We start from the raw sequence: 21098 nt of genomic DNA, 5'->3' as shown, positions 1-21098 counted from the left end.
ACTGGCGTTTTAACAAAAAGATTAATGATATAAACAATAATCTAAACTGCGATTATCATTGCGCCGCTGGAGCCTCTTCGCTTACAGCTGGGATTTCAATTTCTTCTTGCACATCAATCTGTTCTTCAGGTTGTTCTTCTTCAGCAGGTGAGATTACATGCATCTTAGTCAGGAAATCAGCTAAAGTAAATTTCTGTCCATTAACGATGATATCGTTGCCATCGAATTTGAATGACATAGTCAATGCATCATCGCTATTCACCATCCAAGGTGTTGGTTTTTGCTTGGCTTTTTCTGCACGTTGTTCGTCAGTTAAGAACATATCTTCGTACGGTGAAGAGAACATATCAGCCGTTAATGGCGCTTCAATTACAGTTAACTCTTGAGTCGCTTGTTCGGTGAAAGCTTTTTTCTCTTCTGCGTTAACTGTTTTGCCTGAATCAATGCTATGCGACTGGGCAATTGCTTCGATAAGCATAGGTTTTGACAGTTTGATGTTCATATCAAAGCTTTTAAACAGTTTTTTCACAGCTTCGTCAGCTTTGTTAGACATTCCTAAGTTAGTTAATTCTTCCGGTGTCCAAGCATTGAAATCCATTGACAGGTCAAAGTTGCTTTCGCCAGCCGCATTTTTCCAAGACAGTGGGGAAATCGCAAACTGTGGATTTGATTTCATCAACTCAGGCAGGCTTGTTGATAACATACGCATCGCTAATTGATCAGCAACATACGGTAGGCTACCATCAGATAAACTTTGTGAAATCGCTTCGTTGTAATCAGCAATGAACTTACCCAAGGCTTCGGCACTTACACGATCCATTGATAATGACATTTTACCTGAGCCTAAGTTTTGGCCGAGAACGTCTAAATCATCAATGCTATAAGTCAAACTACCTTTGGCATTTTTATCTGCAATAGAAGTTGCTGAGTCAACTTTTAAATTTTTGAAAGAGAAGGCAGCTTCGGTACTATTAACATCAACATTTTCAACAATTAGAGCTTGATCTCCAGTGTAAAAACCATAGTCGGTTTTTTTGATATCACTGGTAAACTTCAGACCTTTTAATACCAGGCTTTCTTTTTCAGCATCGCTAGAAATAACAGTATTGTCACTAGTTAAAGAAGCTTTTATATCTTTTAGATCTGCGGTACCTTCAAATACAAATTTTGCACCGCTAAATTTTAAACTGTTACCATTTTCAGTAATATCTAATGGAATAACATCAAATGTTGAATCGATGCCTTTGCCATAACCGATAACTGTAGTACCGTTGATTAATGATTTACCGTCAGTATATTTAAACAGTTTCTCAGTCACTTTGTTGTTAGCCAGTTCAACATGTGTCGCAGCTAATTTTGGAATTAAATTAAATTTAGCCACTTGAGATACTGGGAATGGACCATGATCAATGTTAGTTTTGATCACGATAGCATCAGAGTCGTCCGTAGAGTCTGCGCTGGTGATTAGAACATCTGCATTAGAACTGAAAATACCACGTTGATAATTATCAACTTTTAAAATAATTCCAGTATCTGGCAGGCTAACGGCCAACGCTTGGTTAGATTTCTCAATCACGCGGTTGAATTCAGATTCAACTTTAGAACCCGTGTACCATGATGCGCCCGTCCATACTGCGCCTACTGCGATAATAACGCCAACCGCGACTAATGACTTTTTCATGCTGAACATCCATCCTTTCTGTCCGTTGTTATCACAACGGTATTTAATGCGAATTACGAAAATTTATATTGCCGTCTATTGAAAAATCAATGACGAGTAAAATACAAAGATAATGACTACAAATTATAGGCTCTGGCCAGTTTACCATTGCCATTTATATAAGCTAACTTATCAGAAGCAGGAAGAAAAATAGATTCGCCAGCAATAATTAACAACTCATCATTATTGGATGTTATTTTAATTTCGCCTTCAATACAAAACAGGATTGAAGCAGTTTCATTTTCTATTTTCGTCTGCGTTTGGTTAATAGAATATATACAAAATGCAAAATCTTCTACAGGTATATCGTATTTACAGATATTTCCGGTTATTTGCGGTTCGGAAAATAAAGACTCTACCTCTTTAGGGATAAAATCGACATTAGCAATTAATTCTGGAATATCAATGTGTTTATTGGTTAAACCCGCGCGTAATACATTATCTGAATTAGCCATTATTTCTAATCCGACACCTTCAATATAAGCGTGTGGTGTTCTAGCGTAAAGAAACATCGCTTCTCCAGGCTGTAATTCAATCACATTTAATAGTAACGGTGAAAATAAGCCATTATCTTCAGGATAAAGACTAGCCATTTTTTTTATCGTATTCCAAGGTTCACCTTGACGGCTATTAAGCGCAGATTTTAACACGCCAAGTGCGCGTTCTTTTTGCTCTCCAGATAGACTAAGAATTTGTGCAAATAATTTTGCCAGTTTTTCTTCGGTCGGTTGTTGAACAAATAATTGAATTTCAGGGTGTGCCGCAGAGACAAAATCTAGAAGATCGGCAATTTCAACTAATGGACGGAACGCATTCATCGCTTTAAATGGAGTAAGGGCGTAAATTAATTCAGGTTTATGATTATCATCTTTATAATTTCGATTCGGTGAATCCAGTGCAATTCCCGCGGCATTTTCTTTGGCGAATCCGACTTCAGCATAGGTTTTATTCGGGTGAACTTGAATAGATAGAGGTTGTGCGGCGCATAATACTTTAAATAAAAATGGTAATTGATTGAATCTATTTGCTATTTTCTCACCGAGAAAACCAACCGGATCTGCATCAATCATCGATTTTAAGCTAACTAATTTATCGGTTGTAGTATCCATGACCCATGAGCTGGCTTTGGGATGGGCGCCCATCCATAATTCAGCCATCGGTAAATTATTAGGATTTTGTATGCCATAAAGTGACGTTAAGGCTTTTTTACTTCCCCAAGCATAATTTTGAATTTGATTGGTCATTTTTAACATCGCAAAATCCTCATTATTGGTAAAATCAACATATTTCCTTTTAACTACAATACAATAAACACGCATAAGTCGCATTATTGAAATTAAATTTATGGCATCATATGTTCATCAATTTTTAGTTTTCTGTTCAACAGATTGTTCATAATTTAATTTTTCTGTGTACTAAGGAGAGAGTAATGGCAGCTAATCGCATTGAAAAAGACTCAATGGGACCCATTGAAGTACCTGCTGACCAGTTGTGGGGAGCGCAAACTCAGCGTTCTTTAGAACATTTCCGTATTTCAGTAGAAAAAATGCCTGTTGCATTGATTCATGCACTGGCATTAACCAAGAAAGCGGCAGCCTGCGTCAACATGGATTTAGGATTATTACCAAAGGATCGCGGAGAGGCAATTACTGCTGCTGCTGACGAAGTTCTGGCGGGTAAACACCCAACAGAATTCCCACTGGCTATCTGGCAGACGGGCTCCGGTACACAAAGTAACATGAACATGAACGAAGTGCTGGCTAACCGTGGAAGTGAAATTCTCGGCGGTCAACGCGGTAACGAACGTCTTATCCATCCTAACGATGATGTGAATAAAAGCCAAAGTTCTAATGATGTATTCCCAACAGCAATGCATGTAGCCGCGGTTACTGCATTGCGTGAACAATTACTGCCGGAATTAAAGCAACTTCAGCAGACATTAGCAGCCAAAGCCGAAGCATTTAAAGATATCGTTAAAATTGGCCGTACTCATTTACAAGATGCCACTCCATTGACTCTTGGCCAAGAAATTTCAGGCTGGGCAGCGATGTTATCTTATAATATCAAGCATGTAGAGGAGAGTATTCCTCATCTATGTGAGCTAGCACTAGGTGGCACCGCAGTAGGTACGGGACTAAATACACACCCTGAATATGCGGTGCGTGTCGCGAAAAAAATTGCTGAATTATCTGGTCAGCCGTTTGTGACCTCACCTAATAAATTTGAAGCGCTGGGAACTTGTGATGCATTAGTACATGGCCATGGTGCGTTGAAAGGGCTAGCAGCTTCGTTAATGAAAATTGCCAATGACGTACGTTGGTTATCATCAGGCCCTCGTTGTGGTATTGGCGAAATTTCTATTCCTGAAAATGAACCGGGTAGCTCAATTATGCCAGGTAAAGTTAACCCAACACAGTGTGAAGCAGTTACCATGTTATGCGCACAGGTTATGGGTAACGATGTAGCTATTAATATTGGCGGCGCATCCGGTAACTTTGAATTAAACGTTTTCCGTCCAATGATTATTGATAATTTCTTACAATCGGTCCGTTTATTGGCTGATGGAATGCGCAGTTTCAATGAGCATTGTGCGATAGGAATTGAACCAAATCGTGAGCGTATCGATAAGTTACTGCATGAATCATTAATGCTAGTGACCGCATTAAATACCCATATCGGTTACGATAAAGCTGCTGAAATTGCCAAAAAAGCCCATAAAGAAGGATTAACACTGAAACAATCTGCATTGAAATTAGGTTATTTAACCGATGCTGAATTTGATGAGTGGGTGCGCCCTGAAAATATGGTCGGTAGCATGAAATAAACGTTACCTTACGCTGAGCTAACGTTTATGCTGTTAATGAAAAGCCATCTTAGTTGACTAAGATGGCTTTTATATTATCTGTCTCTATCAATATAATTTTTATCATAAAGTTTGAATAATGATCTTAAGCCGTAAACAGTATTGTTGTGGCTGAATATCAAGATAATTCACGATATAAATTTAACCGAGGAATTAATAATTCTAACGGTTTACTTTTCGGCTTATGCCGCAGCGTAATATTACTGGCATCGTAATCTTTTAAATCACCAATAATGATATTGTTTTCTATCGGCTCAATTAAAAAAATTAATAATGGAAGAGGGCAGGCGTACTGGGTTTGTTTTTGCTGCTCGCTATTCCACACTCGAGCTATCGGCTGCACTTTAACCGGCCGTTGAGTTTTCAGGGTCACTGGCTCCCGTAAACTAGCGATAAGCCGTATTTCTTGATTAATTTGCTCAAGCCACTCCGAAGGTTGATAACCCGCAGGTGTCCGGCTATTCTCGTAGCTGAATTGCAGTTTATCTAACATTTGTGCTTTAGTGATTTTATTAATGATTTTTTTATTTGCCCAACCAAAACGGACGCTATTTGGTGACTTCACATAGGTGAGGGTGCGATAGGCATTTAAGGTAATTAATCCGTGAATATTGTCATGCACAAACTCAAAACGTTTATTCTCATCTACGCCAGAAGCCTTAGTGACAATGTATTTCAGTTGATGTTTTAATTTATTGATTTCATCAATCAGAGCAGTTAATTGTTGATAGTTATCTGCCGAGACGCTAAAGCACAGAGCACCGGGGAGTCTAATCGCAGCTTTACTACTAACAGACTCAGACTTATCAAAGATAAACAGTAAGTTATACAGTTTTATTGCTTTATCTAAGGCTACTTTATTTTCCAAAGTATTAACACTAATCTGGGTTATTTCATCATGTTCTTGGCCTTTTTCTACCTGTGGCAGCTCAAATACCTTAGCAGCTAATAATTTTTGCTGACGCAAAAGCTGACTAAACTCCGCGATTTTTTGTTCTAATTGATTGAAGCACTGATTGAGTTCTAATTTTGGTTTCATTATAGCCATTAGTTACAACATGCAATTGTATGGTAACTAAAGAGTAACACATAAACACCTGAGATAAAATACACGCTAAACAGTAAGGCAAAAGTTAATTTTAGGTGTTCTAGATACAAAGGCAGAAAAGTTACATAACGAAGAGGAATAAAGGAGAGCAAAAGAAACCAATAGTGATGTCGATTGCTGCGATAAAACAGTATCGAGACACCACTATTTATAGGGCGGCTTAGATAGGGCGAATATCAGCTTGTTGTTTTAATTTTAAGGCAATAAATAATCCAAACATTAACATTGCAGCAATAAAATAGACCACACCAGACCAGCCAAAATGTACCCAGAAGATCCCTCCAGCCGTTCCTGCTATACTCGAACCAGCATAATAACTGAATAAATACAGTGATGAAGCTTGACCTCGTGCTCGCTTAGCGCGGTGACCAACCCAACTGCTTGCCACAGAATGAGCAGCGAAAAAACCCGTTGTAAGGATTGTCATACCAATAAAAATCAGTACGATATGGGAAAATAGCGTGATTAAAATCCCGATTAACATCAGTAATAACGCGGAAATTAACACCTTAGACATGCCAAATTTATTGGTCAAAGCGCCGGCTTTTGAAGCACTGTAAGTTCCAGTCAAATAAATAATCGATAAAAAGCCTACTGCTGCCTGACTAAAGTTATATGGGGCTTCAAGTAATCGATAACCGATATAATTATACAGTGTGACAAAACCGCCCATTAATATAAATCCCTCAATAAATAACAACGGCAGGCCTTTATCGCGAAAATGCAGTTGAATATTGATCCATAGAGATTTAGGTTTCAGTGAGCTAGGTCTAAAATGCTGAGATTGCGGTAATAAACGCCAAAAGCTAATGGCTGCAATTAATGCCAATAGGCCGATGATGATGACAGCCACGCGCCAAGAATAATAGTCAGCAATAACTCCTGTTGCTAGACGGCCACTCATTCCACCAATTGAGTTACCGCTGATATATAGCCCCATCGATAAAGCAATATAGCTGGGATGGATCTCCTCGCTTAAATAAGTCATAGCCACAGCAGCAACGCCGCTTAATGATAATCCAACTAATGCACGTACTATTAATATTCCTTGCCAACTTTGCATAACCGAACTGAGTAAGGTAAATAATGCCGCGCAAGTTAACGCGATTACCATAACATTCTTGCGCCCGATAGCATCTGAGATAGGACCAGTAATTAATAATCCTAATGCCATCATTCCCGTACATAATGAAAGAGATAAACTGGCAGCGGCTGGAGAGACATTAAAATCTTCTGATAATAAAGGTAAAATAGGCTGCACAAAATAGAGTAGGGCAAATGTAGCTAACCCTACGGTAAAAAATGATAAAGTGACACGTAAATATAAGGCGTCATTACGCTGAATAAAATGTTTATTTTGCGGTTTGAGCGCCGACGTCTTTTGGCTCGGAATGGATTCTTCAACCCTCGGTTTATCGGAGATATTCACGTATTCTGTCCTTAGATAATCACTATTTTTAAAGTGGAGATCACAGAATAGAAACTTAGTACTTTTTTGTCTAATATATTAATGGTCTAGATTGATATGAAAAGGATCTCAATTAGAAAATGGCTATAGAATTAAGGCACTTACGTTATTTTGTTGCTGTCGCTGAAGAGTTACATTTCGGCCGAGCTGCGGACAGATTACATATTTCACAACCGCCACTAAGTCAGCAAATACAATCACTTGAACAACAAATAAAGGCTAAATTATTAGAGCGAAATAACCGTAATGTTAGCTTAACGCCCGCAGGAGTAATGTTTCTAAAAGAGGCATATCAAATATTATCTCAGGTCGATGCTGCGGTAATAAAAGCGGCACGGATGGAAAAGGGGGAACTTGGAGAACTTTCAATTGGTTTCACATCAACTACGCCGTTTATGAATAAAGTTACCATGAGCCTCAGGCAATATCGAGAAACCTACCCTGATGTGGGTATTCATATGCACCAAATGAATACTAAACAACAAATAGCGCCGTTACTGACCGGACGTATTGATATTGGGATCATGAGGAACACGGAACTTCCAGAACAGCTTGAATATCAATTACTGTTTAAAGAACCTTTTATGCTGGCTGTTTATGAAGGGCATCCATTATTAGCCTATGAGTCGGGCCATGTAGATATTGCGTTATTAGCTGATTATCCTCTAATTTTTTTTGAGCGTGATGTAGGAACAGCGCTTTATGATGAGATATTACACTTATTAACTGCTGCTGGGGTTACCCCAACTATTTCACAAGAAGCAGGGGAAGCGATGACTATTTTAGGGCTAGTTGCTGCAGGAATGGGGATCTCTATCATCACCCAATCTTTTACTCGTATGAAAGTCGATGGTGTTCGTTATCTTAAATTATCTGATAACACAGCAACTTCTGAAGTATGGCTGGTCTCAAATAAACAGCGACCTATTCCTGCCGCTGCGCAAAAATTAACTGATTTATTAGTTAACAATATAGTGAATGCTAAATAACTATTTATGTGATGCTAGTCACGTATTTGATGTATTAAGTTACATCTTGCGCCTAGGTTTAGCATAATTAACCCGTGTTTATTTTGTGGTGCAAATTAATTATGAGTATGGATAATCTAACTGGACATAACGACCAGATAAAACAGTTAAATACAGGATTAATCTACCGATTAATTGATCTGCATGGGCCGATATCCAGAATTAGCCTGTCAAAAAAGGCCAAACTAGCACCAGCAAGTATTACTAAGATCACTCGGGAATTAGCCGAAGCTCATTTAATTAAAGAGATAGAATTTCCCGTTTTAGGGCTCAGAGGTCGACCCGCGGTTGGGTTAGAAATAGAAAGTGAAGGGTGGCAATTTTTGGCTATCCGCATAAATAAACAACAGCTTATTTTTTCACTAAGAGAATTAAATACTAACCTAATTGTTGAGGATGTATTTGCTTTTACCGCTCAGGGTAACACCGATTTTAGTCAACAATTTCTCGACTCTATTAGTTTATTTTTCTCTCGCCATCAAAATTATCTAGAAAGATTAACCGCTATTACTATTATTACTCGAGCAAATATAGATCCATCGGCGGGGATTATTAATCAATTAGATGATTACAATATTAAAAATTTACCCATTACAGTACAGATTGAAAATAAAATAGGCTTACCTGTCTATTTACAAAAAGATATTTATGCATGGACGTTAACCGAAAGTTTTATGGGAGCAGCTAAAGATTGCGCTAATATTTTACATATTATTTTAGATGACCAGATAAACGCAGGGGTTATTACTAACAATCATCTTATTCATGCTGATAATTCACGAACTATTGAACTTGCCCATATGCAAATTAATAGAGAAGGGATTAAGTGCTCCTGTGGAAATATAGGCTGCTTAAAAACAGTAGCGAGTATTCCTAATTTATTGAAGCGTGTAAATATCTTATTAGAACAATATCCACAATCAATACTGCATCAGCAAGAAATTACGATTGAACATTTTTGTCAGGCGATCACGGCTAAAGACCCTTTATGTTTAGAAATTCTTGGTGATTTCAGTCGTGATTTAGGCCGCGCTATTGCGCCATTGATTAATATATTTGGTCCTGAAGTCATTGTTATCGGCTCACCATTAAATACTGTCGCCGAAATTTTTTATCCACAACTAGCCGCTATTATAAAATTAACGTCAGTTCCTAAATATACTTCAAATCTGCAATTTATGTCGGCAAAATATGCGAATACAGGGACTTATAATTCATCAGCCTTAATTAAACAATCATTATACAATGGTGAACTTTTGTTAAAATTGTTACAAGGTTAAACCATTACAACAAAGCAATAACATAAATAGGCTAATTTTCTCAGCTTTCCAACTAAAAATTGAGCTAACGCAAGCTTAAATTACCCTCATTACCATAAACTGAACTTATATCATCTACTTCACCAATTCTGTCATTTCAGGATATAAATTAATTATGGTTACTAATCTATTTGTGACAGGGACAGATACCGATGTTGGCAAAACGGTAGCGACACTTGCGATCCTCCAACTTCTCAATACCACCGGGACTAAAGCCGTTGGTTATAAACCCATTGCCGATAATTGTATTGATACCACCGAAGGTTTGAGAAATAAAGATGCTTTACTTATTCATAAGGCATCACAACTAAATGTTTCTTATGAAGAAATTAATCCAATTCAATTGGGAAATAATTACGAAAGCGATACACAAGTTAACTTTGATAAAATCCAACACGGTTTAGATCATTTAAATAAACAATCGGATACGGTAATTATCGAAGGTAATGGCGGTTGGCGCTATCTGCTTAATAACAACACATTTTATTCCGACTGGGTTAAACAGCAAAAACTAGGGGTTATTTTAGTGGTTGGTATTCAGCATGGTTGTGTCAATCATTCATTATTAACCGCTGAAGCAATTAAACAAGATGGCCTACCGTTAATTGGTTGGATTGCTAACCGAATTAATCCGGGACTAGCGCATTACGCTCAAATCATTAATCGCTTACAAGAACATCTCGAGGCGCCATTAATTGGTGAAATACCTTATTTATTACGACCTGAAGAGAAAGAATTAGCTCAATATTTAGATGCTAATGCATTGCAATCATATATATGTGAATACGCGTAATACTTAGCATAAAAGGAAAGGGCGCAGTACGCCCTTTTTAGTCTAATTATCTAATATAAAAACAATATGGATTATTGGGCCTCATTATTACCGTTAGCAAAGCGAGTATAAATGATTTTATAAGTTTCGTTTTGGCAATGGCCAACAATTTGCCCACCGGCATTATCCGCTTCATCATTAGGTACTGCTTCTAGTTTAAAAGCGTTTTCAGCGACACCATTATTAATGATTTTCTGTTTAATATCTTGGATAACACTTTCACAAGATGCTTGTGCTGCAATAGGTGCAAACATTAAAAATAATACTGAAAATAAAACTTTCTTACTCATAGTCATTCCCCTCATTTCTATCAGAATAAAGCTATCTTATTATTAAGGCTTAATTGGATAGCCAGTATTAGTATCTAAACAGCGTTGAGTATTAGGTTCCCAGTATGCATTTCTATTTAAACTTTTGCGACAGGTATCTTCGTTATCGATAGCTTGTTCCAGCTTATTAAATTCTTTTTCAGTCCGAGAAGTTATTTTACTCCGCAGAGATTTTGTTTCATCCCAATGCTGCTTTTCTTGCCGGGCTTGTTCTTTGGTTAAAGGGTCTTCGACACCATTCCCGACTGTAACGCAGGTGCTTCCCGATGTACAGCTTGCCGCAACGGAGGTTGTTGCCCAAAATAGCGGTACACATAATGCTATTGCAGGAAGCAGACATTTAAACAATGGAGTTGATAATTTCATTTTGGCCTCAATATAAAATTCTAATACCCAAAGTATAAAAACAATTACCTATTTACAGTATATAAGTAAGCTCTTAATTTTCTTTATTTACGCTTAAACCAGCAAATGACTGAGACACCGGCATCATCTCTATCGTGTTAATATTCACATGGGCAGGGAGATTAGCTATCCAAAATACGGTTTCAGCAATATCTTCAGGCGTTAATGCATTGGCACCTTTATAAATATCAGCCGCTGTTTGATTATCTCCTTTAAGGCGGATATTAGAAAATTCAGTCCCACCGACTAAACCAGGTTCAACATCGGTTACTCTAATTTTTTTACCTTGTAAATCAGCTCGTAAGCCAAGAGAGAATTGTTTTACAAATGCCTTCGTTGCCCCGTAAACATTACCGCCTTTATAAGGCCAATTCGCCGCAGTCGATCCAATATTAATAATATGACCGTGATTATTTTTCACCATGATTTGTAATATTTCATAGGTCATATTAACCAAACCTTTAGTATTAGTATCAATCATCGTCGACCAATCGGTAGGGTCAGCTTCATAAGCAGGAACAATGCCTAAAGCTAGACCCGCATTGTTGACCAGCAGATCAATATTTTTTAAATGTTCAGGTAACTGTTCTACCGCTTTAGCAATCGCTGTACTATCGGTAACATCAAGTTGAATAGGGTGAAACTGATCGCCAAATTCTTGTTGTAACGCAAGTAAACGTTCGAGCCGGCGACCAGTACCAATCACTTGCGCGCCATGAGCAATAAATTTTCTGGCAATTGCTTCGCCAAACCCAGCCGTTGCACCCGTGACTAATATAATCATGTTTACCCCTGTATGTTATGTATTAATTATTATATCTCATCATTCTAACGCCATCTTAAATAAGATACAAAAAATGGTTTAGCAACAGAATGAAAAAACACTCGCTTAAAATTAATACGTATTTTTATGTTCGATACCATTATTTGACCGAAGAAATAAACAGTCTGAGTTATGTCATAAACTATGTCTGAGTTATGGCGCCTCCGTAGATGAACCAGAAGGTTTGACCTATACTGGCTTATCATCATAATTTTAATCATTACGAAAGGAGCATCAACATGGATAAGCCGATTAAACACCATCATATTCACAAGCTGGAAGATATGAATATATATACTGATTTAGGCTCAAGCTTTGACCCTATGCAATCGAATCAAGCCAGCATAACCATTCATGTAGCACCAAAAAACAGTGCTATTTATGATTCTCAAGGAGATAAGACAGAACATAGATCTAATTGGGGACATACTTTTATGAGTATACGAGGGCTGAATCCGCTGACAGACAAGTATGAACAAATTAGTATAGGCTTTAGCCCAGGTGACGATTGGGGGACATCAGCGGATAATATCTCCTTTAATGACCATGTCATTTATAAAGATGCATCTACACTGAGCATAACCTCGCAGAATGCTCAGTTTTATCAGAATTTTGATAGTTTATTTACCCTAATGCATAACTATAAAACAAACAATATCCAGGCGCCAAATTATAATCCACTTAGTTTTTCGGGGGATAAAACGTGCGGTAAATTTATTCAATCTATATTAGAAGATGCAGGCATTGATGGAATTAATATCCCATTATTGCCAAATGAGGTTTATGAGCAATTAAAGCATTTGGCTGATAACTATCAAACCCCATTAGTTATTGACTTGAATGGTAACGGTATTCAAACGCTCGCCGATAGTTTTGGTGTTAGCTTTGATTTTTTAGGTCGAGGGACTCAATCGCAAACTGGATGGGTACATCCGGACGATGGATTATTAGTATGGGATAAAAACAATGATGGTCTAATTAATCATGGCGATGAATTATTTGGTAACAATAGCTTGTTGAGTAATAATACAAAAGCCAAAGATGGTTTTATTGCATTATCAGAGTTTGATAGCAATATGGACAATGTTATTGATAAAACAGATAGTCTGTGGCATGAATTGCAAATATGGCAAGATAAAAATTCGGATGGTATAAGTCAGTTCAATGAATTGGCTACCTTAGGCAGTATGGATATCAAATCTCTCGAATTGAATGCAAAAGATACTAATTTTTATGATGGAAATGGTAACTTCCATAAATTGACAACTAAAGTAAATTGGAATGATGGAAAACAAACTAATATTACTGATGTACTGTTCCATCAAAAAAATACTTTAAGTATTCCCTCTAATTTACAACACACATTGGATAAACTTATCGATAATATATCCAATTTTACGCAACAAGATAATGTAAATATATCTTTAATCCCCCTTTCTTTTACTAATATGAATCATAATAACGTTTTATTAGCTGAAAACTATTTATGATGAATACTATGCGTTTCATCTCACTGTTCATTACTCTAGGAGCGTTAATAATGTGCAAACCAACATGGGGAAAGGATACCGATCCTCCTTCTATTCCCCCCCTAAGAGATAGATTATTTACCAAGGATTATAGAAAAATAGAACTACGTTATGATCCTAATTTACCCCAACGGGCACCTTATCCGAAGACGCAGCAACAGGTTATCGATTTATATCACCAGGCATTAAACGAAAATAACGAGGATGATAACTATGTGTTATTTTCTTTTTTCAGAACTGGCTGCTCTGATTTTAATGGTCCTAATTATTCAGTAAATGCACAAGAAGAGTGCTCTTTAGCAAACTTCTTTTTAGCTCGAGTGCTAAACCTTAACCCTACCAATGGATTAGCCTTATTCTATATGGGCCAAACTTTTAATAGTGGTGATGCAGGAGAGATAAATACACCAAAAGCCGTTGAATATTATGAAAAAGCCTATCATCTTTATAGCAATAGCCTTATTCCAGCGGCACAAAATCTTTTTGTTATTTATATGCATGGGATCGGGGGCGTACCGCAAGATTTTGATAAAGCCAAATACTATTTGGAAAAGGTGGCCGCAGATAACCCAAAAGGGATCGAAGCCTATGATCTGAGGAATTTTGATACCCATGTAGACATGGCTAAATTATTGAATGAAAGTGATAGATGCAAACAGAAAGATCCTAATAACCGAGAGTGGAGACTAAAATGTACCGATGAAATGGATAAAAAAAGAGAAGAATATATAAAGAAATATCAAGGCACTGAAAGAGCAAGAAATTGGCAAGAAAACCCTGATCAGGAGTCATCAGAGTAGTCATAATTTGTCGAGCGCGTTAGGTGTGGAGAGCGGTATAACCTGAAATCACCTAAATGCGTTCTTTATATAAAAATGACGACAAAAAAAGCTAATTAGCGTGACGCTGTCACTAATAGTTAATAATAAGCACAAATAGCACTATCAAATAGTCAATTTAGTCTAATTACAACTCATTAGCTCCTCTAAGCCAAATAAAAATGGCAGGTAATATTAATTTATTAAGTATAATTGCCTTAATAAATATAAATAATCAACTATTTAACATGTCGGTTCGGATAATATTATTTTATTATGTTAAATTTACTATGTTAATAACACTGAATAATAGGGGAGTTAATCATACCTATCTTATTGTGCGATATGACACACTAAGTACCGAGTTATGCTAAAAGAATAGGGGTTACCGGGATGCAGAATAGCGAGAGGAGATCTTTACACAGAGTGGGTTATGAAAATCAATTATTCATTATAGAGTGATTTTTTAAAAGCCTATTATTTCAATAGTTTTTTACGAAGTACATTTAAAATTCTATCATAAACATTGTCACATCGTGTGCTGAAAATAATAAATAACTATTTACCCTTATTGGACTCTAGTGTTGTATTACGGAGATAGTATAGAGATAGTTTCAGGATAGCTACAGAATTAACTTCAATTTTGTTATTAACACTTATGGGGATTTATTTTTATTATCTAATATTGATTTGCCAGATTTTCGATAATTATCTTCACTGACTGATTTATACCTTATGAAGTATATTACTAGATAGTAACACTGATATGGTGACTAAGATTCTTATTATTTTGGTACAAGCGACGGTTGCGCTGAGACTAATAATCATCCAGAAAAGCACAATCAAGAGATAAAAAATTAAGAAGTACAATTTACATCCGATATATGAGTTTGATGGTTATATTAAAATTTATTTATTGTGGCAATGATCAGCAATAAATCACTTAAAAAGAACCAACACGATTAACCAGCCAGAACGCTGGATTTCTTCATTTATTACAAAGGTTCGCATAATGTATATTATGTTAAATTGAATCAATTGATCTATTATTGCTGTTGTTGGCCAGTTAGCCAGAGCTATTTCTCCACTACTCTACTCTTTGCTTTACTTCTGTTTTAGTGACGTTATAGATCAACAGCGATTATTTTTTCATTTACCAAATATTGGTTGTAAATGAGTTTTTAGTAATGGCTATATTAACGGATTATTGTTTATAAATTAAAAATCTTTCTTACTATCCAGTTACACATATGAAACGTATTGTTGTTGGTATTTTAGTCTGTTTAATTAATAGGGTCAGGATGCCGCCTTTGTCCGTCAGAGCCTTCCCCTGTTGGTGTGTTTTTAGAGTATGACCGAAATCGAAAAATTATGTCGTTAATCATTCTGTTGGACATCGTTTATTTACTGGAATGAAACCGAAAATCTAACTCATCTAACCTTTTACGCTAAATAATTCATATTTCTTATTTATACTTTTTATTTACAATTATTATGCTTGCTCTCTATGATGATAAGTCACATAGGCAGAAATGGTAGATTTAATATCTGAATTTAGTCCTCCACCTCTTGGGAATATTTCATAAGGAACGGTTACAAACTCATGACTTAAATATGACACATACCCGTTATTTTTTACAAAATCTTCTATTTTCTTTATTAAGGGATTTAAATCTAAAGTTTCTGAACCTCCATAAAAATAGATAGAACCTACTTTAGAAACTTTAATGACATCCTTTATTTCTGGTTGTTTAGCATTTTTTTCATCAATAAATTGATTCATTTTTCACCTGTCTAATTAGTTATTTTTCGTCATAATTATAATGGATCATATTTATATAATATTTGGTTCTATCCATTACCGAATAGCTGCTATAAAGTATCAATCACTGCTATTAGTTATATGATCCTCACCGTAAAAATAGAAAGGCCGCATATCGATTTTTTGTGTCTTAATAGAACAACCTAAACCTTCGCGTGCAGCATTCACTAATAGTCCACTACTATCCTGATCGGCAGTCCATGTCATTAATCCACCTAAGCCTTTATTAATAACGTATTCTCCCTTAGCGAATACTGTTCTTGGAGTATCAATAGATAGCAAGAGTTGTGATTGTGGATTATAAAGATAATCAGCATTTGCCTCAGAATCCGTCAATAATTTAAAACCATTTTTCCCAGTTTGATTTTCAAGATCTAGATAATTATTAAGGATGTCATACCATTCAGTACTGCCAGATTCAAAGGTTCCAGTCGTATGTGAAGCCCCACTATTATCATAATTTCCGGCTAAGGGAGATACTGAAGTCAGAACTGCTCCTTTTGCATTCCGTGAATAACCGGCATAACCAATCATAATTTGTTGAGGAGGAAAACCGATTTTTAGTAAATAGTTGACCGCATTATCTATGCTCCAGATACCCTCTGGAGCATAAAGATTGGTATGATGTGCTAATTTATCTGCCCATGGAGTACCAAAAAAATCGTAAGTCATTAAGTTAATACCCAGACCACCATTGGGAGAACAAACTGTATTAAGATCAAGAACGGATGCTTTCATTAAAGTTTCAGGATCAGCGGAGGCAGCAATGCTGATCTTAATATGACTTAATCCATTTTGTTGAAATTTTTGAACGAGTTCCTTCATTAAAATAACGTAATTTTGACCATCCGCTGGGTCATACGGGTTGTTATTACCCACAGCTCCAGGATATTCCCAGTCAATATCGACCTCAGAAAACATAGGAAAACGTTTTAATATATCCACCACACTAGTACAAAAAGCAGTACGTAAAGTCGGATCTTTGACTAAATCACTAAAAGCATAACTCATCGTCCAACCACCAATACTGAACGATAAAGCTAAGGTATGTCCTTGTGCCAATGCTTTCTTCTGCAAATCTCGTAATCCACCAAGAACCCCTCTGCTAGATCCTTGATTAAAAGATTGTGGCATGGGTAAATCTGCCCAGCCCTCAAATCCACAATTTCTCCAAGATTGACAATCTCCCCATGGGTCAAGAAAGGTAACTTGTCCATTATTAGTACGACCAAATTGAGGAGCAGCTGCATTGATAGCATCTTTTTTCTCACCCAGATCACCAAGGCAACCGGCAAATCCAATAATCAATTTATCGAAAGCACAAGGATCAATGAGTGTTAAGTCCACGCCCCTACCTCGATTTGTTAGTGTCTGATCACCATCCAATCGGCCATCATATTGTGACCAATCAGTATAGTAGCCTATTACTTTAGGTTTGCCTTGTTTGTTATAATTATTAAAATTAGGCTGAACCACGCGAGAAGAAGTATAACTATATTTTATTACTTCTGATTGGGGATCAAATTCATCCATAATATAGGAGTCATTGGTTGCTTTATCATATTTGGTTATTTTAGATGTCATAATAATACCTTTATTTTTTAGATGGAATATATAATGCTGTATGAATTTATTTGTTAATTATCGTGAAAAATATAAGTTACACTTTATTTAAACACAAAGTAACCCGCTGATAGATTATCATTTATAGCATGGATGAAACCATTATTAATGGTCAGAATAATAATTTGTATATTTATTCTTTATTTGAGAGTAAATATTATGAGTGATTTACTCAATATCTTTTGTAGTATCGCCATTATGGAATTATTCTCAGCCCTTCCGATGATTAGTATTTTTTAGCTTATCGCGCAAATTAAGTGACACTGTAACTATGTACAATCAGTATTTTCTAAGTTAATTGTTTTGCGTTTTATTTATTTAATTTAAATAGTTATACAAATTATGGGCTAAAAATATTAGATTATTATCTAATAATATTGATGTGTGTATAATGGAGATAAAAGTGACGTTGTCACTTTTTTTATGTGGTATTACGAATAATTAATACCATTTAATTCCCTGAGCTAAAGTTTATTCTCTACTAACTCTTTATTGTCCACATTTTTATATTTTAACAGCAAGTCATTTATTAATTATGATTTTATAAAGTATATGGATTTATAAAATAGGGTATTTTGATTATGAACAATACATACTAAATTTATAAAATGACTTACTATTAAAATAACTACAACTTATTATTAAACGACAAAATTGATTAACCGTTTTGACGTGTTGGACGAAACAATATCTCATTAATATCAACGTCTTCGGGCTGGCTTATAGCAAACAGTACAGTATTGACGAATGAGTCAGCAGAAATAGCGTTTTCCTCATAGAATTTCTTATAATTACCGGCAATATCTTTTTCAGTAATACTATCGACGAGCTCACTTTGTACTGCTCCGGGGGAAATAATCGTAGTCCGAATATTGTACGGCTTTACTTCTTGCCTTAACCCTTCGCTGATCACCCTGACCGCTGTTTTTGTAGCAGAATAAACCGCGCCACCAGGTTGTACTCGATGCCCAGCAACTGAGGAAGTATTGATAAAATGTCCTGATTTTTGTTTTTGCATATAAGGAAGTGCGGCGGCAATGCCGTAAAGTACCCCTTTTAGATTAACGTCAATCATGGCATTCCAATCATCAATTTTGCATTTTTCGAGTAAAGAATGTGGCATTAAACCCGCATTATTTACCATAACGTCGATACGGCCATACAATTTAATGGCTCGTTCAACCAGTGCCTGAACTTGCTCTGGATGAGTAACATCAGTTTTTATACTTGAATTTTCTGGTAAGTCTAGCTCATTGATTAATCTTTTCAGTCTTTCTTCACGACGTGCACCGAGAACTACTTTGGCTCCTTCATCAACTAAACGGCGAGCTAATGCTTCACCTAACCCGCTGCTTGCTCCTGCTATTACGACGACTTTATTACGGATATTTTCCATTATCATTCCTGTTATTACTAATACAAACCATAAAATTTCTTCAATTGTCTTTATTTAAGAGTAGCAAAGGATCTGACATTTTGCTGTCAGTCTTTATTTTAATTAATATTATATTTGTCATTTTTAGTATAGATAATGCAGTTTTTAAATAGCCACCAGCAATTAAGAAAAAATTAAATCATTCTTTAATCAGATAAGGGTTATTATAACTGAATATTATATAACCCTTTAATTATCATTTATTATTTATAACTGACTCATTAAATACTAATGCTTGATAAGGTTGTAATAAAATTTCACCCTTTTCATTGGTAATTAATTCTCGATTGGATAAGAAAAGATGATGGCATTTTAATGGCAGAGGTAGGATATTTTTACTGAAGTTAGTCACTATATTGACGGACTTTCCGGCAAATTTGCGCTGATAAGCTATCACATCGTCACTATCAATATTTAAAGGAACAAAGCTACCATAAGTAAGAATATCCCCAATTATTTCATTATTTCTTAAGTTAATCAGCTTCTTATAATAATTAACCACTGAATTTGGATCGTGTTGTTGTGCTTTTAAATTAATAATAGCGTTATTAGGATTCACTTTTAACCAGGGTGTATGCGTACTGAACCCTGCATTTTTTGTTTCATCCCATTGGAACGGTGTTCGTGAATTATCCCGACTGCGCTGATTTAAATAACCGATAATTTTTGACTTTGAATAACCTAATTTTTTACCTAAGCGATATAAATTTTTTGCAGCTAAATCGTCATATTCATCTATAGTCATTGGGCAATTTGTCATACCTAATTCTTGCCCCTGATATATATATGGCGTTCCTCTTAGCAGCATATAAAAAGTTGCTAGCATGGTTATACTTTCATAATTGATTTCACCCTTAGGCAGAAACTTATTCAGTGAACGTGGTTGATCATGATTTTCTAAATAAGGTGCGGCCCAGCCAACTTGTTCTAACTCTAATTGACTTTTAAATACCAGTTGACGCAATTGTTTAGCGGATAATACCGTGGTGTTAAACAGTTTTTGTCCATGAATATCGGCATCAGCATAGCTGAAATCAAATACCATAGAAAAGAAACCGTCTTTACCGATATATTCTTCCATGGCTTCTGCTGGAATATCAATCTCTGCTACGGTCATACTATTAGCTGGTTTAAAGGTATTATCGGCTAATTCATTTAAGAAATCCGCAATGCCGGGTTGGTTTAATACCCATGGAACTAACAGCGCAGAACCGTCTTCATGATCGGGTTCAAAATGATGAGCGGATAAGGCCAAAGCTGATTTTTTAATATTGCCTATAGCATCGATTCTAAATCCACGCACCCCCTTTTCAATCCAGTAATTGATTATATTTATAATTTCTTGTCTAAGCGCGGGATTTTCCCAATTTAAGTCAGGTTGTTCTGCGGCAAATGAATGAAAATACCAACGGTCTGAATTAGCTAGCCTTGTCCATACAGAGGTATCAAAATAGCTACGCAGATTGTTCGGTGGCAGGTCTTTATTCCAATGTTTAAAGATATAATAATTAGCGTAAGGGCTATCAGGATCATTAATTGCCGCTTGGAACCAAGGGTGTTGATCTGAGGTATGGTTTAGCACTAAATCCAGCATAATAGCTATTCCACGTTTTTTAGCCTCATCAATTAATTGCTCTAAATCTTGATTGGTTCCAAAAGTGGGATCAACTTGATAATAATCGGCGATATCATAGCCATTGTCTTTCATCGGTGATTTAAAAATAGGACACAACCAAATGACATTAATGCCAAGTGATTGAATATAGTCTAATTTTTGAGTTATTCCGGGTAAATCACCGATGCCGTCATGATTACTATCATAGAAACTTTTAGGATAGATTTGATAAACAATTGCCTTTTTCCACCAGCCATTATCGCTACCAATATCCATAAATGCTCCCCTTAAATTTTTAGGTTCATTACTCGACTAGTTTAAGTTTAGTATAGTTAATATGCTTTGTATTTCTACTGTTTGG

The 21098-nt window shown here is 36.1% G+C and carries 17 protein-coding genes; 6 read left to right on the top strand and 11 right to left on the bottom strand.

What is annotated here, in order from left to right:
* Positions 1–55: 55 nt before the first annotated feature.
* Positions 56–1681 carry a YdgA family protein gene (locus tag MNY66_RS08235; protein ID WP_047256137.1) on the bottom strand — a complete coding sequence of 542 codons (1626 nt, stop codon included), beginning with the start codon at positions 1679–1681 and terminating at the stop codon, positions 56–58.
* A gap of 116 nt (positions 1682–1797) precedes the next feature.
* On the bottom strand, positions 1798–2973 hold the full coding sequence (gene manA / locus MNY66_RS08230; protein WP_241500652.1) for a mannose-6-phosphate isomerase: 1176 nt from the start codon (positions 2971–2973) through the stop codon (positions 1798–1800).
* Between the two features lie 176 nt (positions 2974–3149).
* Here manA and fumC point away from each other — a divergent pair, with 176 nt between their 5' ends.
* On the top strand, positions 3150–4544 hold the full coding sequence (gene fumC, locus MNY66_RS08225; protein ID WP_047256135.1) for a class II fumarate hydratase: 1395 nt from the start codon (positions 3150–3152) through the stop codon (positions 4542–4544).
* A gap of 157 nt (positions 4545–4701) precedes the next feature.
* On the opposite strand, the gene tus is transcribed toward fumC, so the two are convergent.
* Together tus and MNY66_RS08215 are read right to left on the bottom strand one after the other, a co-directional pair.
* Positions 4702–5631, bottom strand: a complete 930-nt coding sequence (gene tus, locus MNY66_RS08220; RefSeq protein ID WP_241500651.1) for a DNA replication terminus site-binding protein — start codon at positions 5629–5631, stop codon at positions 4702–4704.
* Positions 5632–5851: 220 nt separating this feature from the next.
* Positions 5852–7084 (bottom strand): MFS transporter, encoded by a 1233-nt coding sequence (locus tag MNY66_RS08215; RefSeq protein ID WP_047256232.1) that lies wholly within the window; start codon positions 7082–7084, stop codon positions 5852–5854.
* A 155-nt stretch (positions 7085–7239) separates the two neighbouring features.
* On the opposite strand from MNY66_RS08215, the gene MNY66_RS08210 reads away from it, so the two are divergent.
* The 3 genes from MNY66_RS08210 to bioD all read left to right on the top strand — a co-directional run bounded on the left by MNY66_RS08210 (position 7240) and on the right by bioD (position 10299).
* Positions 7240–8148 carry a LysR family transcriptional regulator gene (locus tag MNY66_RS08210; RefSeq protein ID WP_241500650.1) on the top strand — a complete coding sequence of 303 codons (909 nt, stop codon included), beginning with the start codon at positions 7240–7242 and terminating at the stop codon, positions 8146–8148.
* A 101-nt stretch (positions 8149–8249) separates the two neighbouring features.
* A complete protein-coding gene (locus MNY66_RS08205) occupies positions 8250–9467 on the top strand; it encodes an ROK family protein (protein ID WP_047256132.1) in 1218 nt (405 codons plus the stop codon).
* Positions 9468–9621: 154 nt separating this feature from the next.
* Positions 9622–10299, top strand: a complete 678-nt coding sequence (bioD, locus tag MNY66_RS08200) for a dethiobiotin synthase (protein ID WP_047256131.1) — start codon at positions 9622–9624, stop codon at positions 10297–10299.
* A 71-nt stretch (positions 10300–10370) separates the two neighbouring features.
* On the opposite strand, the gene MNY66_RS08195 is transcribed toward bioD, so the two are convergent.
* From MNY66_RS08195 to ydfG, 3 genes are all read right to left on the bottom strand, one after another.
* Complete coding sequence (locus tag MNY66_RS08195; protein WP_047256130.1) at positions 10371–10628, bottom strand: DUF1161 domain-containing protein; 258 nt, start codon at positions 10626–10628, stop codon at positions 10371–10373.
* 42 nt (positions 10629–10670) lie between these two features.
* Entirely contained in the window at positions 10671–11033 is a 363-nt protein-coding gene (locus MNY66_RS08190; protein ID WP_047256129.1) for a DUF1283 family protein, read from the bottom strand.
* Between the two features lie 73 nt (positions 11034–11106).
* Positions 11107–11856 (bottom strand): bifunctional NADP-dependent 3-hydroxy acid dehydrogenase/3-hydroxypropionate dehydrogenase YdfG, encoded by a 750-nt coding sequence (ydfG, locus tag MNY66_RS08185; RefSeq protein ID WP_241500649.1) that lies wholly within the window; start codon positions 11854–11856, stop codon positions 11107–11109.
* 278 nt (positions 11857–12134) lie between these two features.
* Between ydfG and MNY66_RS08180 the strand changes: the two genes are divergently transcribed.
* Positions 12135–13385 carry a hypothetical protein gene (locus MNY66_RS08180; RefSeq protein ID WP_241500648.1) on the top strand — a complete coding sequence of 417 codons (1251 nt, stop codon included), beginning with the start codon at positions 12135–12137 and terminating at the stop codon, positions 13383–13385.
* Positions 13386–13435: 50 nt separating this feature from the next.
* Positions 13436–14224 (top strand): SEL1-like repeat protein, encoded by a 789-nt coding sequence (locus MNY66_RS08175; RefSeq protein WP_241500647.1) that lies wholly within the window; start codon positions 13436–13438, stop codon positions 14222–14224.
* 1510 nt (positions 14225–15734) lie between these two features.
* Here MNY66_RS08175 and MNY66_RS08170 read toward each other — a convergent pair.
* From MNY66_RS08170 to MNY66_RS08155, 4 genes are all read right to left on the bottom strand, one after another.
* Positions 15735–16025: a hypothetical protein gene (locus tag MNY66_RS08170; protein WP_047256126.1), complete on the bottom strand. Its 291-nt coding sequence runs from the start codon at positions 16023–16025 to the stop codon at positions 15735–15737.
* A gap of 99 nt (positions 16026–16124) precedes the next feature.
* Positions 16125–17648 (bottom strand): glycosyl hydrolase family 18 protein, encoded by a 1524-nt coding sequence (locus MNY66_RS08165; protein ID WP_241500646.1) that lies wholly within the window; start codon positions 17646–17648, stop codon positions 16125–16127.
* A gap of 697 nt (positions 17649–18345) precedes the next feature.
* Positions 18346–19083: an SDR family oxidoreductase gene (locus MNY66_RS08160; protein ID WP_315970591.1), complete on the bottom strand. Its 738-nt coding sequence runs from the start codon at positions 19081–19083 to the stop codon at positions 18346–18348.
* A gap of 235 nt (positions 19084–19318) precedes the next feature.
* Positions 19319–21013: an alpha-glucosidase gene (locus MNY66_RS08155; protein ID WP_241500645.1), complete on the bottom strand. Its 1695-nt coding sequence runs from the start codon at positions 21011–21013 to the stop codon at positions 19319–19321.
* Positions 21014–21098 lie beyond the last annotated feature (85 nt).

It is taken from the genome of Moellerella wisconsensis (assembly GCF_022592395.1).
GTDB lineage: Bacteria > Pseudomonadota > Gammaproteobacteria > Enterobacterales > Enterobacteriaceae > Moellerella > Moellerella wisconsensis.
Note: the sequence above shows the minus strand (reverse complement) of the source record. Positions and strands in the feature narration are given on the sequence as shown.

What these genes read in the sequence shown, in the direction of transcription:
- fumC (WP_047256135.1), top strand. Translation starts at nt 3,150, where the DNA reads ATGGCAGCTAATCGCATTGAAAAAGACTCAATGGGACCCATTGAAGTA.
- MNY66_RS08195 (WP_047256130.1), bottom strand. Translation starts at nt 10,628, where the DNA reads ATGAGTAAGAAAGTTTTATTTTCAGTATTATTTTTAATGTTTGCACCT.
- MNY66_RS08190 (WP_047256129.1), bottom strand. Translation starts at nt 11,033, where the DNA reads ATGAAATTATCAACTCCATTGTTTAAATGTCTGCTTCCTGCAATAGCA.
- MNY66_RS08170 (WP_047256126.1), bottom strand. Translation starts at nt 16,025, where the DNA reads ATGAATCAATTTATTGATGAAAAAAATGCTAAACAACCAGAAATAAAG.
- manA (WP_241500652.1), bottom strand. Translation starts at nt 2,973, where the DNA reads ATGTTAAAAATGACCAATCAAATTCAAAATTATGCTTGGGGAAGTAAA.
- bioD (WP_047256131.1), top strand. Translation starts at nt 9,622, where the DNA reads ATGGTTACTAATCTATTTGTGACAGGGACAGATACCGATGTTGGCAAA.
- MNY66_RS08165 (WP_241500646.1), bottom strand. Translation starts at nt 17,648, where the DNA reads ATGACATCTAAAATAACCAAATATGATAAAGCAACCAATGACTCCTAT.
- MNY66_RS08160 (WP_315970591.1), bottom strand. Translation starts at nt 19,083, where the DNA reads ATGGAAAATATCCGTAATAAAGTCGTCGTAATAGCAGGAGCAAGCAGC.
- MNY66_RS08155 (WP_241500645.1), bottom strand. Translation starts at nt 21,013, where the DNA reads ATGGATATTGGTAGCGATAATGGCTGGTGGAAAAAGGCAATTGTTTAT.
- MNY66_RS08180 (WP_241500648.1), top strand. Translation starts at nt 12,135, where the DNA reads ATGGATAAGCCGATTAAACACCATCATATTCACAAGCTGGAAGATATG.
- tus (WP_241500651.1), bottom strand. Translation starts at nt 5,631, where the DNA reads ATGGCTATAATGAAACCAAAATTAGAACTCAATCAGTGCTTCAATCAA.
- MNY66_RS08175 (WP_241500647.1), top strand. Translation starts at nt 13,436, where the DNA reads ATGTGCAAACCAACATGGGGAAAGGATACCGATCCTCCTTCTATTCCC.
- ydfG (WP_241500649.1), bottom strand. Translation starts at nt 11,856, where the DNA reads ATGATTATATTAGTCACGGGTGCAACGGCTGGGTTTGGCGAAGCAATT.
- MNY66_RS08205 (WP_047256132.1), top strand. Translation starts at nt 8,250, where the DNA reads ATGAGTATGGATAATCTAACTGGACATAACGACCAGATAAAACAGTTA.
- MNY66_RS08210 (WP_241500650.1), top strand. Translation starts at nt 7,240, where the DNA reads ATGGCTATAGAATTAAGGCACTTACGTTATTTTGTTGCTGTCGCTGAA.
- MNY66_RS08235 (WP_047256137.1), bottom strand. Translation starts at nt 1,681, where the DNA reads ATGAAAAAGTCATTAGTCGCGGTTGGCGTTATTATCGCAGTAGGCGCA.